Source organism: Methanobrevibacter sp. (assembly GCF_045603845.1).
Taxonomy (GTDB): Archaea; Methanobacteriota; Methanobacteria; order Methanobacteriales; family Methanobacteriaceae; genus Methanocatella.
The window spans coordinates 1-14444 of sequence record NZ_JAZUMY010000102.1; the positions used below are offsets into that span (position 1 = coordinate 1).

General features: G+C 35.7%; 12 protein-coding genes. 6 read left to right on the forward strand and 6 right to left on the reverse strand.

The features are described 5' to 3' along the window. The 3 genes from ACKI2W_RS09885 to ACKI2W_RS09895 all read right to left on the reverse strand — a co-directional run. The coding region (locus tag ACKI2W_RS09885) for an SDR family NAD(P)-dependent oxidoreductase (protein WP_407381673.1) at nt 1–422 on the reverse strand (422 nt) is incomplete at its 3' end. Between the two features lie 149 nt (nt 423–571). After that, nucleotides 572–2281: a sodium-extruding oxaloacetate decarboxylase subunit alpha gene (gene oadA / locus ACKI2W_RS09890; RefSeq protein ID WP_407381676.1), complete on the reverse strand. Its 1710-nt coding sequence runs from the start codon at nt 2279–2281 to the stop codon at nt 572–574. A gap of 124 nt (nt 2282–2405) precedes the next feature. Then, nucleotides 2406–3500: an inositol-3-phosphate synthase gene (locus tag ACKI2W_RS09895; protein WP_407381678.1), complete on the reverse strand. Its 1095-nt coding sequence runs from the start codon at nt 3498–3500 to the stop codon at nt 2406–2408. Between the two features lie 116 nt (nt 3501–3616). Between ACKI2W_RS09895 and ACKI2W_RS09900 the strand changes: the two genes are divergently transcribed. From ACKI2W_RS09900 to ACKI2W_RS09910, 3 genes are all read left to right on the forward strand, one after another. Next, on the forward strand, nt 3617–4459 hold the full coding sequence (locus tag ACKI2W_RS09900; protein ID WP_407381680.1) for a UbiA family prenyltransferase: 843 nt from the start codon (nt 3617–3619) through the stop codon (nt 4457–4459). Between the two features lie 8 nt (nt 4460–4467). Further along, the gene (locus ACKI2W_RS09905; RefSeq protein ID WP_407381682.1) at nt 4468–6027 is read left to right on the forward strand and encodes a glycosyltransferase family 39 protein; all 1560 of its coding nucleotides are present in this window, start codon (nt 4468–4470) and stop codon (nt 6025–6027) included. A 204-nt stretch (nt 6028–6231) separates the two neighbouring features. Next, on the forward strand, nt 6232–7752 hold the full coding sequence (locus ACKI2W_RS09910; RefSeq protein ID WP_407381683.1) for an NERD domain-containing protein: 1521 nt from the start codon (nt 6232–6234) through the stop codon (nt 7750–7752). 37 nt (nt 7753–7789) lie between these two features. On the opposite strand, the gene ACKI2W_RS09915 is transcribed toward ACKI2W_RS09910, so the two are convergent. From ACKI2W_RS09915 to ACKI2W_RS09925, 3 genes are all read right to left on the reverse strand, one after another. Beyond that, on the reverse strand, nt 7790–8491 hold the full coding sequence (locus tag ACKI2W_RS09915; RefSeq protein WP_407381685.1) for a hypothetical protein: 702 nt from the start codon (nt 8489–8491) through the stop codon (nt 7790–7792). A 70-nt stretch (nt 8492–8561) separates the two neighbouring features. Further along, nucleotides 8562–9605: an N-acetylneuraminate synthase family protein gene (locus tag ACKI2W_RS09920; protein WP_407381687.1), complete on the reverse strand. Its 1044-nt coding sequence runs from the start codon at nt 9603–9605 to the stop codon at nt 8562–8564. A gap of 9 nt (nt 9606–9614) precedes the next feature. Continuing rightward, a complete protein-coding gene (locus ACKI2W_RS09925) occupies nt 9615–11264 on the reverse strand; it encodes a cytidylyltransferase domain-containing protein (RefSeq protein WP_407381689.1) in 1650 nt (549 codons plus the stop codon). A gap of 105 nt (nt 11265–11369) precedes the next feature. Between ACKI2W_RS09925 and hypD the strand changes: the two genes are divergently transcribed. Genes hypD through ACKI2W_RS09940 form a run of 3 tightly spaced genes read left to right on the forward strand, consistent with a single transcriptional unit; the run spans nt 11370 to nt 14442 of the window. Continuing rightward, nucleotides 11370–12425: a hydrogenase formation protein HypD gene (gene hypD, locus ACKI2W_RS09930; RefSeq protein WP_407381691.1), complete on the forward strand. Its 1056-nt coding sequence runs from the start codon at nt 11370–11372 to the stop codon at nt 12423–12425. After that, nucleotides 12422–13132, forward strand: coding sequence for a phosphoglycolate phosphatase (locus ACKI2W_RS09935; RefSeq protein ID WP_407381693.1), 711 nt, complete (start codon nt 12422–12424; stop codon nt 13130–13132). Before hypD ends, ACKI2W_RS09935 begins: the two co-directional genes overlap by 4 nt. 2 nt (nt 13133–13134) lie before the next feature. Continuing rightward, nucleotides 13135–14442 (forward strand): TldD/PmbA family protein, encoded by a 1308-nt coding sequence (locus ACKI2W_RS09940; protein WP_407381695.1) that lies wholly within the window; start codon nt 13135–13137, stop codon nt 14440–14442. Nucleotides 14443–14444: the final 2 nt, after the last annotated feature.

The window sequence follows — 14444 nt, forward strand, 5'->3', positions numbered from 1 at the left end:
ATTTTACCATAGTTTTGTTCAATCATTACTTTTCCTACTTCAGCGCAAGTGTAGTAAACACCACTTAAATCAATTTTGATGTGTCTATCCCATTCATCAGTACTTTGTTCGGTAACAGGTTTGTTGTTACCCATACCAGCAGCAGTTACTAGGATATCGATTCTTCCAAAATGATCCACTACTTTTTTAACAGATTCTGCGATATTTTCAGGATCTCCGACATCTGTTACAGCATACATTACTTCTACACCATATTCGTCTTCCAATTCTTTTTTGTTTTCGATAAGTCTTTCTTCCCTTCTAGCGAATAATGCTAATTTTGCGCCTTGACTAGCATATGCTTGAGCAATTTGCCAACCGAGACCGGAAGATGCTCCAGTGACGAGAGCGACTTTGTCTTTTATGTCAAAGTAGTTTTTCATCTTTTTGTCTCCTAAAAAATATTCAAAGTTTTTTAATAAACTTCGATGATTATATTTATATAAATCAGAATATTTAAAGATGTCTAAAAAATTTTAAAAAAAGTAAATAATATTCAAATAATGTTTAAAAAAAAGTAAAATGAAGGTTATCATTCGATAACCATTAAAATATCTCCGGCACTGACAGCATCACCAGGTTCCACGAAGATTTCCTTTACAACACCAGCAACTTCAGACTGTATGTCGTTTTCCATCTTCATAGCTTCAATGACCGCAATGGTAGAGCCTTCTGATACTTTATCTCCAACATTTACATTGAGTTTGATTACCATACCTTGCATGGTTGACAACACACCACCCTCAACAGGAGTGAAAGGTCCTTTTTCAGTTTCCTCAACTTCCATGAATCCTGTAGGCATGATTTTAACTTCAAATACGTCCCCGTCAACTTCAACATTATATTGGGTCGGAATTCCAATTTCAGTGTCATCTGCAATGGACGGAGCTTTAAGTTCCTCTTCAACAGCTTCTCCTTTAAGGAATTTAGGAGCTATTGGTGGGTATAATGCATAAGTTAAAGCGTCTTCATCGGATTTAACAAATCCTTCTTCCATACCTTCTGATTTGAATTTGTCAAACTCAGGTTCAAGCAAATCGGCAGGCCTGCATGTGATGACCTCTTCATCGCCAATGATTTTTTTGGAGATTTCCTCATTGACAGGTGCCGGAGGCTTACCGTAATTACCTTTCATATATTCTTTAACTTCATTGGATACTGTTTTATATCTTTCTCCACCTAAAACATTCATTACAGCCTGAATACCAACAATTTGGCTGGTTGGAGTTACAAGTGGTGGATAACCCATGTCTTTTCTTACACGAGGCATTTCTTCAAGCACATCATTATATCTGTCCAATGCGTTCTGTTCCTTGAGTTGGGAAATGAGGTTTGAAAGCATTCCTCCAGGAATTTGGTATAATAATACATCAGCATCAATACTTTCTGCTATAGGATCAAGCAAAGTTGCATATTTCTCTCTGATGTCGTCAAAGTATTTTTTTATGTGAGTCAGCTGTTTTAAATCTAGTCCAGTATCATATGGAGTTCCCTGCAATGCAGCAACCATACTTTCTGTAGGAGGCTGTGATGTACCCCAGGATAATGGTGAAATAGCAGTGTCCAGTATGTCAACGCCTGCCTGGCAAGCAGCATAATAACTGATTGGAGTCATACCGCTCGTACAGTGACAGTGCAAATCAACGAGCAAATCTGTTTCTTCTTTCAATTTTGACACTAAATCATATGCTGCAGTTGGTGTAATTAATCCTGCCATATCTTTAATTGCTACTGAATCACAGTCAAGGGCTTCTAAATCTTTTGCTAAATTAACGAAATCATCTAAAGTGTGAACTGGACTGATAGTATAACTAATTGTACCCTGAACATGTGCGCCCTGATCTTTAGCTACCTTAATAGCTTTTTCCATATTCCTTATATCATTTAAAGCATCAAAAACTCTGAAAATATCTACACCATTCTCATAGGACTTTTCAACGAATTTTTCTACGACATCATCAGGATAATGTTTATATCCTACAAGGTTCTGTCCTCTTAAAAGCATTTGAATTGGGGTTTTGTTAAATTCGGATTTTAAATTTCTTAATCTTTCCCAAGGGTCTTCATTCAAATATCTGATACATGTATCAAATGTTGCTCCTCCCCATGCTTCTACAGAAAAATAGCCCACTTTATCCATTTCCTCTGCAATAGGAATCATGTCTCTGGTTCTCATCCTGGTTGCAAGTAAAGACTGGTGAGCATCACGAAGTGCAGTTTCAGTAAATCTTACTTTAGCCATTTATTAAACACCTCTTTAAAATTTTTTAATAAAATCTAATAATTTTTATTGATTATGTATTAATATTTATTATTCCTTATATTAATAAATTTGTAAAATTAAAAAAAAATAAGAAATTGAAAAATTATCTTTCTAGATCGCCAGAAATGAATTTTTCAACATTATCATATGCTTCATCATCAGTATATTGGATTGGAGGATGTTTCATGGTGTAAGAAGAAATAGAAGTTAATTGACCACCAATGCCTCTTTCTAAACCGATTTTACAGCATCTGACTGCATCGATAACGCATCCTGCAGAGTTAGGTGAGTCTTCAACGCTTAATCTGAGTTCAATATTCATTGGAACATCACCGAATGTACGTCCTTCCATCCTGAGGAAACATAATTTATTATCATTTTGCCATGGGACATAGTCACTAGGTCCAATATGAATATCTCTGTCATCCATTCTTTCTTTAAGAACGGACTGTACAGCTTCAGTCTTGGATTCTTTTTTGGAATCTAATCTGTCCCTATTGAGCATATTCAGGAAATCGGTGTTACCACCAGTATTAATCTGATAGGTCTTATCCAATTTTACTCCCCTATCCATAAACAAACTAGCTAGTGTTCTGTGAGTGATAGTCGCACCAATTTGAGCTTTAATATCATCCCCAACAATAGGAATTCCTTTTTCTCTAAATTTAGCATCCCATTCATCATCACTTACGATGAATACAGGCATACAATTAACATAAGCCACTCCTGCATCAAGAGCGCATTGTGCATAGTATCTTGCTGCCTTTTCTGATCCGACAGGCAAATAATTTACAAGAATTTCAGCACCGCTTTGTTTTAAAACATCTACAACGTCAACAGGTTCCTCATCGCTGACAACAAAAGTGTATTCATCATCATAATTAGACATGTGTTCTGCAACACCATCTAAAACATGACCCATACTTACTTTAGCATCATATTTAGGAATATCCTCCTGGAAAACAGTAGTACAGTTTGGTTTTGCAAAAATTGCTTCATCAATTGTTTTTCCAACTTTTCTTTTATCAACATCAAAAGCAGCCACTACTTCAATATCACTAGGTTCGTAACCACCAATATCCCAATGCATCAATCCAATTGCATCTTCAGGGTTTTTTCCATCATAATAATGAATTCCTTGAATAAGTGAACTTGCACAGTTACCTATTCCAACAATCGCTATTTTAATCTTGTTCAATTTAACACCAGCTAAAAAGTAATAATATAAATTTAATAAATAATATACTAATATATGTATTACTTAACATAGTTTATATAATTATTGTTTAATGTAAAACTAATGGGGAAAATGAAATGAATCCATATATAGAAATACTTAGACCGGGAAATGTTGTAATGGCGATGATAGCTATTGTACTTGTAGCCATAGTAGGCCATACTCTTTCCATACCAATAATACTTGCAATGCTGGCAGTATTTTTTGAAATCAGTGCTGGAAATGTAATTAATGATTATTTTGATTATAAGATTGATTTAATCAACAAACCGTCAAGACCAATACCTTCAGGAAGAATAGCTCTTAAAACAGCAAGAAATTACGCATATTCATTATTTTTGGGCGGAACAATCTGTGGATTTTTAATCAGCTACCTGACAAGCAACTGGATTCCATTCATTATAGTTGTGATTGCAGACGTTATCCTTTACCTGTATGCATACAAACTGAAATCAACCCCATTAATAGGTAATTTAACTGTTGGATTCATGACAGGATTATGCTTTACATTTGGAGGATTTTCAATTGGAACCGAACAGATGATTTTGACTTCAACATTTCTGGGATTTTTCGCTTTTGTAATGACCACAGCACGTGAAATAACAAAAGACATAGAGGATATTGAAGGAGACAAGGCGGAAGGAGCCCGAACATTTCCAATACTATATGGGAAAAAGCCATCTGCAATAATCACCTTCGTTTTAATAATCCTTGATTGTGCATTGTGTCCGTTATTATACTTCCAGCATGTGTTCAACATGTTTTATTTAATAATAATAGCTATTGCAGTCATCCTCTTTGTTTATTCGGCGGCACTGATAATAAGAAATCAGGACGTTGAAACTGCAGCCAGAACTTCAAAATTCCTGAAAATCGGAATGCTGATTGCATTCGTCTCATTTGCAATAGGATCTTTTTAGTGATTTGAATGAACACAAACATTACTGATAAAAAAGAATTGATACTGATTGCACTGATCAGTCTTGCCCTTGTAGTTTATTATATAAACTTCAATGTTAATCTGGGCATTTACTGTTCCGACGTTTATGTTTATCTGCTGAACGCGCAGTATTTTGCCGGAACCAACGTTCACTCAACAAACAATATATTTCTATCACCCGTAATCTGTTTTTTAACTTCACTGCTATTTGACATAGGCCTTGTTGATAAGCTTGCAATATACATTGTTACCGGAATTTTCGCAATTCTGGGAAATATTGGATTGTATTTACTTTTAAGATTGAGATTCAACAGCTTACTGAGCTTTACAGGAACTATAGTATACACGACCCTTGCACTTAACTTAACCTGGCTTGCAAACGGCAGTCTGGACATTCCCGCAGTGACAATCACAATATGGATTGTTTACGCCACAGTTCTTGCAATAAAAAGCAATCCCCGATATTACCTTGCAGTATTTCCCTTGCTGGTCATAGGATTTTTCACAAGATACACCGTCGGTTTGATTCTGCCTGCAGTCGTGCTCTACTACCTATATGAAAATTCATTGAAAATTAACGAAAATGATTTTAAATTCATTAAAAAGGGATTGATTGTGGGAATTATCCTGTTTATAATAATCGTGACAGTCATTTTAATAATGGGAAACGGCAATTTAGGTTTCGGAAGCCTGTTTTTAGGAGGAGTTGGAGGAAATCTCGGATCTACCCATGACAGCTCATACAATCCCGATTTTGCATATTACCTTGTAAATATGCCAAGCTTTATTTCTTCAACAAACACGACGTTTATAGGTAAAACTCCTGCCCTTTCAAATCCGACAGTACTGTCCGGATTGGTGTTCCTGATTCTGATTGTTGGAGGAATTATATGGGCCAGAAGAAATGAACCTGAGTTGAACCGTGAAAAAATATTGGGAATTCTTTTATGCATGATAGCCCTTGTCACATTTTCCATGTTCAGTTCAACAATAACAATCATACTGGTTTTCTTTGGACTTTATCTGATTGGAAAAGATAGCGACAGCAAAATGGGATATGCAATGATCTGCTGGATTCTGGCATACCTCATATTCCAGTCATATTATGTAATTAAGGTAAACAGATACATCATGCCTGCTTTTCCTGCGCTGATTTACTTTTTGATGGTGGCAGTGGAAGAAATCAACTCAAAAATAGACAAAAAGAAAATATTGCCGATACTTTTAATTGTTCTGTTTATAATCCAGGGATTCGCATTCACATATTCCTTTGATGAAACAAATGAGTTCAATGCCCCTGAACAAATAAGCGACTACATCAAATCAGATGCTGACAACTGGAGCGATTTGCAAATCGGAGTTTACAATATACGGCCGTATTTCTGGTATCTGGGAGATAACGTAACTGGAATACCGAACCAGTTTACTGACAAGATTATTGAAAGCAATGTCACATACTATATCTCGAATGTGAAACAGGATAATCTGACAAACTACAGTGAAATCACACAAATTGAAGATTTATACCTTTATAAAAAAATAAACTGAGGATAAAATATAATCCTCCAATATTTCATATATTTATGGGTTATTCAATAGCTGTTTAAAAATCCAAATGAAGACTATTCTTTTTATTTAAATTAAAGTATTATTAATTGAATATAAATATGCCATAATTCAGGTGAATGAATATATTTAATAATAAAAACTGAACATAACTAATAACATAAAGGCAAATTAAAGAGGATATTTATGAAAGTTGTATGTTGTAAGAACTGTGGTGCCAAATACCAACTCGATGATAATGACGATATTTCATCATTTGAATGTTCTTCATGTGCAGGAGACTTGGAGCTTTTAGAAGATTATTCCAACAGCCAATCATCCTCCAATTCAGGAATATTAAGCTCAATCAAATATGACAATTCACAAATCGTCCAATGTGAAGATTGCGGATTGAAATATAAAATTAAAGCTAGCGACAATATACTTGACTACGAATGTGACAGTTGTGGAGGTTCTTTAAGATATCTTGACTCTGAAATGAACAAGGAATTAGATAACTACATTGATGAGAGGAGAAAGGAACTTGAAGAAATTAGAAGAAATCAAGAAGCCGAACCTGAAATTGAAGAACAGACTGAAGATAACGCACGCTCCATAAAATCCATTACTGATAAACTTGAAAATTTCTTCTCAGAAGACCAGATGCAAAAAATTGCAGAGGAAGAACTTGAAGAAGAAAGAATGCAAATAGAAAATACGCCTAAAACAGCCAGAACTACCATTCCAGAACCGGTATTATCCAAATTCGGTAAGGAATTTGCATTGCCAAAAACCAATGATTATAATATATTAAAAGAATTCCTTAAGGATGAATTCTTCAAAGGAATGAAGGTATATTACACTCCAACCGAAGAAAAGCAAAAAGGCAGATTTGACGGAATACTGAATAAAATCAGCATTTCAGAACCTGGAGACGGAATAGTTTCAACAGAAATGCTGGCAAATGATGGTCCGGATTTTGATATCAAGAACATGACTACAGACCAGTATATCATCATTGCAGGCGTTGTAATATTTATTTTAAGTGTAATTGAAGTAATTTTAGTCAATAGTGGAATAGGGCTTGCAGCTTTATTAATAGGAATCGTCATTATAGCTTATGGACTTTATAGAACAAGAGATACTCAAGAAACGACAATCAGAACAAGAATCATCAGAGAACACTTGTTAACATTGCCTGAAGATTATTATGTATTCTATAATGTTAAAACTCCAACTTCACCTGTTGGAATAAATCACGTTGTTGTAGGACCTACAGGAATTTATGCACTTCTTTCTCAAAAGTATAATCCTAAAAATAGGCTGAATTCTGAAAATGAGAATATAGAGTTAATAAAATCCGCTGAAGAAGACAAAGAGAAATTTGAAATCACAAATGTTGGAGGTCAAAAGCTCTTTAAATACACAACAAAACAGGCCAAATTCTCCCAGGACAATGCAATAAAACAAAAAGCATTGACATTAGGTGAAGATCTGATTAATTTCCTTAATGAAAACAATATCAGAAATTGTTTTGTTGAGCCTTTAGTAGGATTCATCAATAACGAAGTTGTTGTTATAAATATGCCTTTAACTGATGAAGACTTATTTATTGAAGAATTACTGAATACTATACAAACCAGTACAATTAAGTTAAATTCTGAAACTATAGACAAATGTGCAGTGCTTTTAAGCAAATACTCAGCAGATTGTTCTTCAGAATTTTAATTTCTTTTTTTATTTTGAAAAAAAATAGTGAGGAAGGTTATTCCTCTTTAATTTTTTTAGAACTGACATCCCATTTATACCTGCAATCCTTAGGCAGTGATGAAATATTATTTGCCTTACTGAAATATTTTTCAGCTTCAAAATAATCTTCCTGCTCAAAGAATATTAACGCCTTGCCGCAAAGGGCTTCAAAGCATTTTTCATCAATATTCAATACTGAATCATATACTTTCAGCGCATAACCGATTTCACCTTTTAAATGGTAAGCTTTAGCAACATAGAGTCTGGCATCTATATAATCCTCGTTTAAGGCCAGACAGTTAATTAACTCTTCAATAGCTTCATCATATCTTTCAAGGTTGATTAATGCTCTTCCCTTTAAGTAATATGCTTCCCAATTAAGCTCATCAACAAGCAATGCCTTATTACACAGATAGATTACCCTTTGGTTATCTCCTGAGTTTTCCAATTTTCTACGAGCCCTGTTAATATAGATTATATCCCTATTCAAAGCTTTTTTAGAGTTTTTGGAAAAGTCATCGAATGCATCTTCAACATCCATTTCATCAAACATTTGAAGAGTTTCTTTTTTAATTTGGTCAACATCACTTATGAATTGATTGAAAATAGATTCTACAAAATGTTCAGTGTCTTTAGAACTTTTAAATTCCTTGCCGCATTCAGGGCAGAATTTTTCAAAGCCTTCTAATTTGTATCCACATTCATAACAGAATTTCATAGACAACACCAATTAATACTTAAACACAAGTTATTAATAAATGTTACTGAAAAAAGAAATATTGTAACAATCATTCAAGCATGTCAAAATCGATTATGGTGTCCTCTTCAATGTCAACCAGGGCAGTCTTTCCTATAACTTCATCAATTCTATTTGGAGATATTCCGATTCCCGGTTTCTTGAATGTTAAGACGTCCTGAGTAATTACATCCCCTTTTTTAATATCCCTGGCAAGTACAATTGAACGCCTTTCTGAGCGTGTGGTGGATGATTCATAAATCAATGGCTGCTTATTTCTCATGCCGCTGATTTGAGATAAAAACCTGATGTTGGTTTTGAAAACCATCACATCTTCAGGATCCATTGAATGACAGTGGTCATCACCCGAAAGTGACTTGTCCAAAGTGAAATGCTTTTCAATGATATCCGCACCATAATTATATGCGGACGTTAAAACGAACATGTTGGAATCCGGAACTGTATGGTCTGAATAACCGATTTCATATTCCGGGAAGTTTCTGGCCAAATCCTTAATCATCAGCAAATTAGCATCCCTATATTCTGTAGGAAATGATAAAATGGTATGCAATATTGCAATGTCCACAGTTGAAACCTCTTCAATAGCCCTGACGGCATTTTTTACTTCATTCAATGTCGCTCCACCAGTCAATAGCAGAATAGGCTTATTTTTTCCTGCAACATATTTGATGAATGGAATGTTAGTTAAATCTGAAGAGGCTAATGGGTAAATATCCATAAACTCATCAAGATAATCGGCGGATTCAACATCCAATGGAGTTGATAAAAACATTATGCCGATTTCATCACAATAGCTGGACAGCTGACGAAACTCTTCCTGTGAGAACTGATCATATTTTTTGAATAAATCAAACAGCTCATCATAAGAATCCCCATTGAAATCCTGAGTTTTTCTGGAAAGTATGTTTTCAGTCTTATATGACTGAAATTTCACAGCATCCACACCACATTTCTTAGCTTCCAAAATCATTAATTTTGCGGCCTCAATTAGTGAAATTTCTTCCTTTTCAGCAATTTCATAATAGTTAACGCCAATATCTGCTATTAAAAATGGTTTTTTATGGAAAATATTCATATTAACACCTTAATGTTTTAGTTCAAAGTCACGGGACCAATATCTTTCTTCAACCACAGAACGGATATTTTCATAGCCATGCTTTAAATCAATGCTTTTCATTAAATTGCTCATGTTCTGCCTAAGTTCAAAGTCCTGCCACACGATTTTAAATTGATTTGTGATATCCTCATCTGACAAGGTATCAACAAGACCCATATTTATGAATCCGTTGTTATGTGAACCGAATGCATGGGTCTGCTCACGTCCGTTTTGACAGATACAAATGCACGGAGTTCCAATGCAGCAAACTTCATACATCGTTCTTCCGGCAGAAGTAATTACGATATCTGCTTTTAACATGAAATCTCCCACATTATTTACATTAGAATAAATCTGAACATTATTATTCAACTCATACTTTTCCATAAATTCAGATTTGTTTTCAAATCGATTCTCCAGTAAAACATCAATTCTTCCGACATATCCACTGGCTAAAACAGCATCCAACACTCTTTCAGTCAGATTAATTTCGTCTTTTCCTTCAAAAGTTATTAAAACATTGCTGACTTCGGGACCTACGATTTTAGACGGCAGAAAGTAAAATTCATCCTTCAATATGTAATATTTATATCCTGAGAAAATATTTCCGAATCCTCCCTCATGCTCATATAATGCGTCGAATACGACATCAGCATCTTCAGAACCCATACCAATATCTTCAAAGTTAACAACAAAGTATCCTGATTCCTTTAAACGAGCAATATACTCCTTTGTAGTATCCAGCACATCATTAATAACAATATGTGGATTATATTCATCCAATAAAGCAAACAATTCATCTTTACCGTCGAATAATTTACATGGATGTTCAAATTTTTGAATTACATCAATACCAAGCTGATACTTTTCATCAACCAAAAATAAGAAGTCATCAATGAATAATTTGGATGCCAGAGAAAGGCTTCTGTAAATGTGGTTGGAATCCAGTTTATCAGGAGTGGCTACAACGATGGCCATTTTTTTCTTATTCAGATAATGCTCTGCAATCCACCAGTCCTCATGGGTTTGTATATCCAAGCTTTCCTCATTTGAAAGTTCTATCAACTCGACATTATTTCCCAAACGTGAATTGGGAGTTAAAAAACCACGTCTTGTTGCAAAAATACTGCCGGTTTCCTTATATTCCTTTGGAAGATATTGGACATTCAATCTTTCTGAATACAATGGGAAACAGCGATTATCATCTTCATTGAATCCCCATCGCAAATGCCTGTCTTCCACAACAGAAATGACAGTGTCAACATCAAAGCTTTCAAATTTTTCAATAGCTTTGTCAAGAGTTTCTGTTTTTAAAAGAGGTGACGTCGCCTGCAATGTGATTACAATATCATATTCATCGAAAGCCTGTTTCTCTTTTTGGACTGTTGCATCGAAAATGACCGGATCTATTGGAATTCTGTCGCCTGCCAAATCAGGAGAACGTCTGATAATACTTGCTCCAAATTTTCCGGCAATATGTGCAATTTCTGAGTCTTCGGTAGATACTACAACATCATCGACATACTGAGAAGATTTTGCTACATCAATAGCATAAGAAACTAAAGGTTTATCCCCCAGCAGACGGATATTCTTTCGGGGAATTCCTTTTGAACCTCCCCTAGCCGGAATAACTACCAAAATTTTATTGTTGTTGAACATAAATATCACGAGTTAATATAAAAAATTTAATTAATATCTATAATTAATATTAATATAATATAATATTAAATCTTTGGTGTTAAAATGAAAAATATGTCAAAAGAGCTATTAGAAAGAATTAACAACTTAGCCACACCCGTTAAAATAATGCACGTGTGTGGTTCACATGAACATACAATAATGGAAAATGGTATTAGAAGCCTGTTGCCTGACGAAGTGGAAATCGTTGCAGGTCCAGGCTGTCCTGTATGTGTTGTTCCATCCCGTGAGATAGATGAATGTCTGGAACTGGTGGAAAAGGGAGTGACCATAACTACCTTCGGAGATATGTTAAGGGTTCCAGGTTCAAACGGATCACTTGCAGATGCAAAAGCTGAAGGCGGAGATGTGAGAATTGTATATGGAATTAACAAAGCTATTGAAATAGCTGAAAAGGAAGACAATGATGTTGTGTTTATGGCAGCAGGTTTTGAAACAACCGCTCCAACTACCGCAGCAGAACTGCTTGCAACGCCTCCTGAAAACTTCTCAGTGCTTTCATGCCACAGACTGATTCCTCCAGCAATAGATTTCTTAATAAACTCCGGACAAACCAGTTTGAACGCTCTGATTCAGCCTGGACACGTCTGTACAATTATCGGAACAAAACCATTCGAGTACTTCTCTACTGATTTCGGCATTCCACAGGCCGTAGCAGGATTTAATCCTTTAGACATTTTAATGTCAGTTTACATGATTTTAAGACAGATACATAATGAAACACCAAAAATTGATAATGAATATGCAAGGGCAGTTAAGGAAGAAGGAAATGAAATTGCAACAAAAATGATTGGCGAGGTATTTGATGTTGCAAGCAGAGAATGGAGAGGATTTCCAAAGATACCTAACTCCGTTTTGGAAATAAAAGACGAATTTGCAGAGTTCAATGCCCGTGAAAAATACGATATTGAAGTCAAGGACGTTAAAGAAGCACCGAAAGGATGTATCTGCGGACCTATTTTAACAGGCCTTAAAAGACCTGAAGACTGCACATTATTCAGAAAAGAATGCAATCCGCTCCACCCTATCGGAGCCTGTATGGTAAGTAAAGAAGGAACCTGTAACATTGCACACAGATATTCAAGAGAGGCTAGATCATGAAAATTGAAGCGATAGCTGTCGACATTGATGGAACCATAACTGACGATACAAGAAAGATATGCATCTCAGCAATCGAATCACTGAGGGCTGCTGAAGAGAAAGGAATTCCAACAATAATCGTTACCGGAAACGTGGTTAACTATGCATACGCCGCCGAAGTATTAATAGGATGCAGCGGCGGACTTGTAGCAGAAAACGGGGGAATGATTTTTAAGGAAGGATATAACAACAATGCTGTTGAAATTCTTGTAAACAGAGAATACATTGAAAAGGCGGATGCTCACCTGAAAGAAAAGTTAGGAGACGAATACGCCAAAAACGCTTCACATGACAACAACTACCGCGCAACGGAAATCGTTTTCTACAAAACAATCAAAAAGGAACTTCTTGAAGAGGCTCTTGAGGATTACGAACATGCTGACGAATTGGAAATCTATGACAGTGGATTTGCGCTTCACATTACAGATAAAAGAGTAAACAAGGGAAGTTCCCTTAGAAGACTGTGTGAACAGAACGGCATTAACATGGAAAATGTCATGGCTATCGGCGACAGCGAAAACGATGAGGAATTCCTAAAAGAGGCCGGAGTCAAAATAGCTGTTGGAAATGCCGATGAATCACTGAAAGAAATCAGCACATACGCATGTGAGAAGAATTTCGGTGACGGTGTTGCCGAAGCGATTGAAAAATTTGCATTGGGTGAATGAATATGATATATGAAATTGCTGATAAATGCGTTAAGGAAGTTGAAAAACTGTCAGATAACTGGGAAATTTATATAGCAAACAGCGAATGCATTGAAGTCGAATCCAAAAAGGACATTTTAAATTTTGCCAAAGAAGAAATAGAAAATGGCGTTGGAATCAGAATAATCAAAGACAATAAAATGGGTTTTGCATACACTTCTGACTTGGATAAGATTGGCCAAACAGCACAGAAAGCCCTTGACAATGCAAAATTAAATAAGGTTGATGAAAATTACGAATTTGCAGCAGTTGAAGACGTTAAAGATGTGAAAGGAACATATGACAAGAATTATGATGATTTAAGCCTTGAAGAATGCTGCGAATTTCTTGAAAATATCATTGAAAGAACAAAGGAAAATGAATGTGAAATAACCTCAACAGGTTTTTCCGCCATGAAAGGTTCAGAATTAATATTGAATTCAAATGGCGTGTCCATTTTTGATGAAGGCACATCATTCAGCGGAGGATTATCTGTCAACATCGAAAAGGACGGACAATTTGCAACGGCATATGATTACACATCATCAAGACAGCTCGATTTGGAATATGAACAGCTGACCGACGATGTCTGCAAACTGGCTCATGATTCACTTAATCCGAAAGCCATTGAAACCAAAGAATGTGATGTTGTGCTTGACTATTATGCAGCATCAGGATTGCTTTCAACATTTATTCAGGGATTTATAGGAGAAAACGTTTTAAGAGGACGATCCATTCTCCACGACAAGATTGGTGAAGAAATAACTGATTCAAACCTTTCAATAATTGATGACCCGTTGCTTGAAGGAGCCATGGGAACATGCAAGTGCGATGGTGAAGGAACCGCTTCCCGAAAGACCTCACTGGTTGAAGACGGTGCTTTGAAATCATTCTTATATGACATTTACACTGCAAACAGGGCAGGTTGTGAAAGTACTTCAAACGGATATAGAGGATCCTACTTATCAACCCCAGGCATCTCTCCGTCAAACCTGGTGTTTGACTTTAAAAATGAAGTCGGACTGGATGAAATTGATAGCGGAATATTGACCACAAGCGTTTTGGGAGCTCATACCGCAAATCCTATTTCCGGAGACTTTTCAGTTGAGGCAAACAATGCATTTATAATTGAAAACGGAGAAATCTGCGAAGGAGTCAAAAAAGCCATGATTTCCGGAAACATTTATGAGCTTATGAAGAAATGTAACGGCCTTAAATCTGAAATAAAACAGAAAGGATCATTTATCATTCCAAAAATACTCGTTCATGACCTTAAAGTTATCGGATTGTAGGG

Excerpts from the sequence above, each read along its gene's own strand:
- oadA (WP_407381676.1), bottom strand. The coding sequence starts at position 2,281 with ATGGCTAAAGTAAGATTTACTGAAACTGCACTTCGTGATGCTCACCAG.
- ACKI2W_RS09900 (WP_407381680.1), top strand. The coding sequence starts at position 3,617 with ATGAATCCATATATAGAAATACTTAGACCGGGAAATGTTGTAATGGCG.
- ACKI2W_RS09905 (WP_407381682.1), top strand. The coding sequence starts at position 4,468 with ATGAACACAAACATTACTGATAAAAAAGAATTGATACTGATTGCACTG.
- ACKI2W_RS09910 (WP_407381683.1), top strand. The coding sequence starts at position 6,232 with ATGAAAGTTGTATGTTGTAAGAACTGTGGTGCCAAATACCAACTCGAT.
- ACKI2W_RS09915 (WP_407381685.1), bottom strand. The coding sequence starts at position 8,491 with ATGAAATTCTGTTATGAATGTGGATACAAATTAGAAGGCTTTGAAAAA.
- ACKI2W_RS09920 (WP_407381687.1), bottom strand. The coding sequence starts at position 9,605 with ATGAATATTTTCCATAAAAAACCATTTTTAATAGCAGATATTGGCGTT.
- hypD (WP_407381691.1), top strand. The coding sequence starts at position 11,370 with ATGAAAAATATGTCAAAAGAGCTATTAGAAAGAATTAACAACTTAGCC.
- ACKI2W_RS09935 (WP_407381693.1), top strand. The coding sequence starts at position 12,422 with ATGAAAATTGAAGCGATAGCTGTCGACATTGATGGAACCATAACTGAC.
- ACKI2W_RS09940 (WP_407381695.1), top strand. The coding sequence starts at position 13,135 with ATGATATATGAAATTGCTGATAAATGCGTTAAGGAAGTTGAAAAACTG.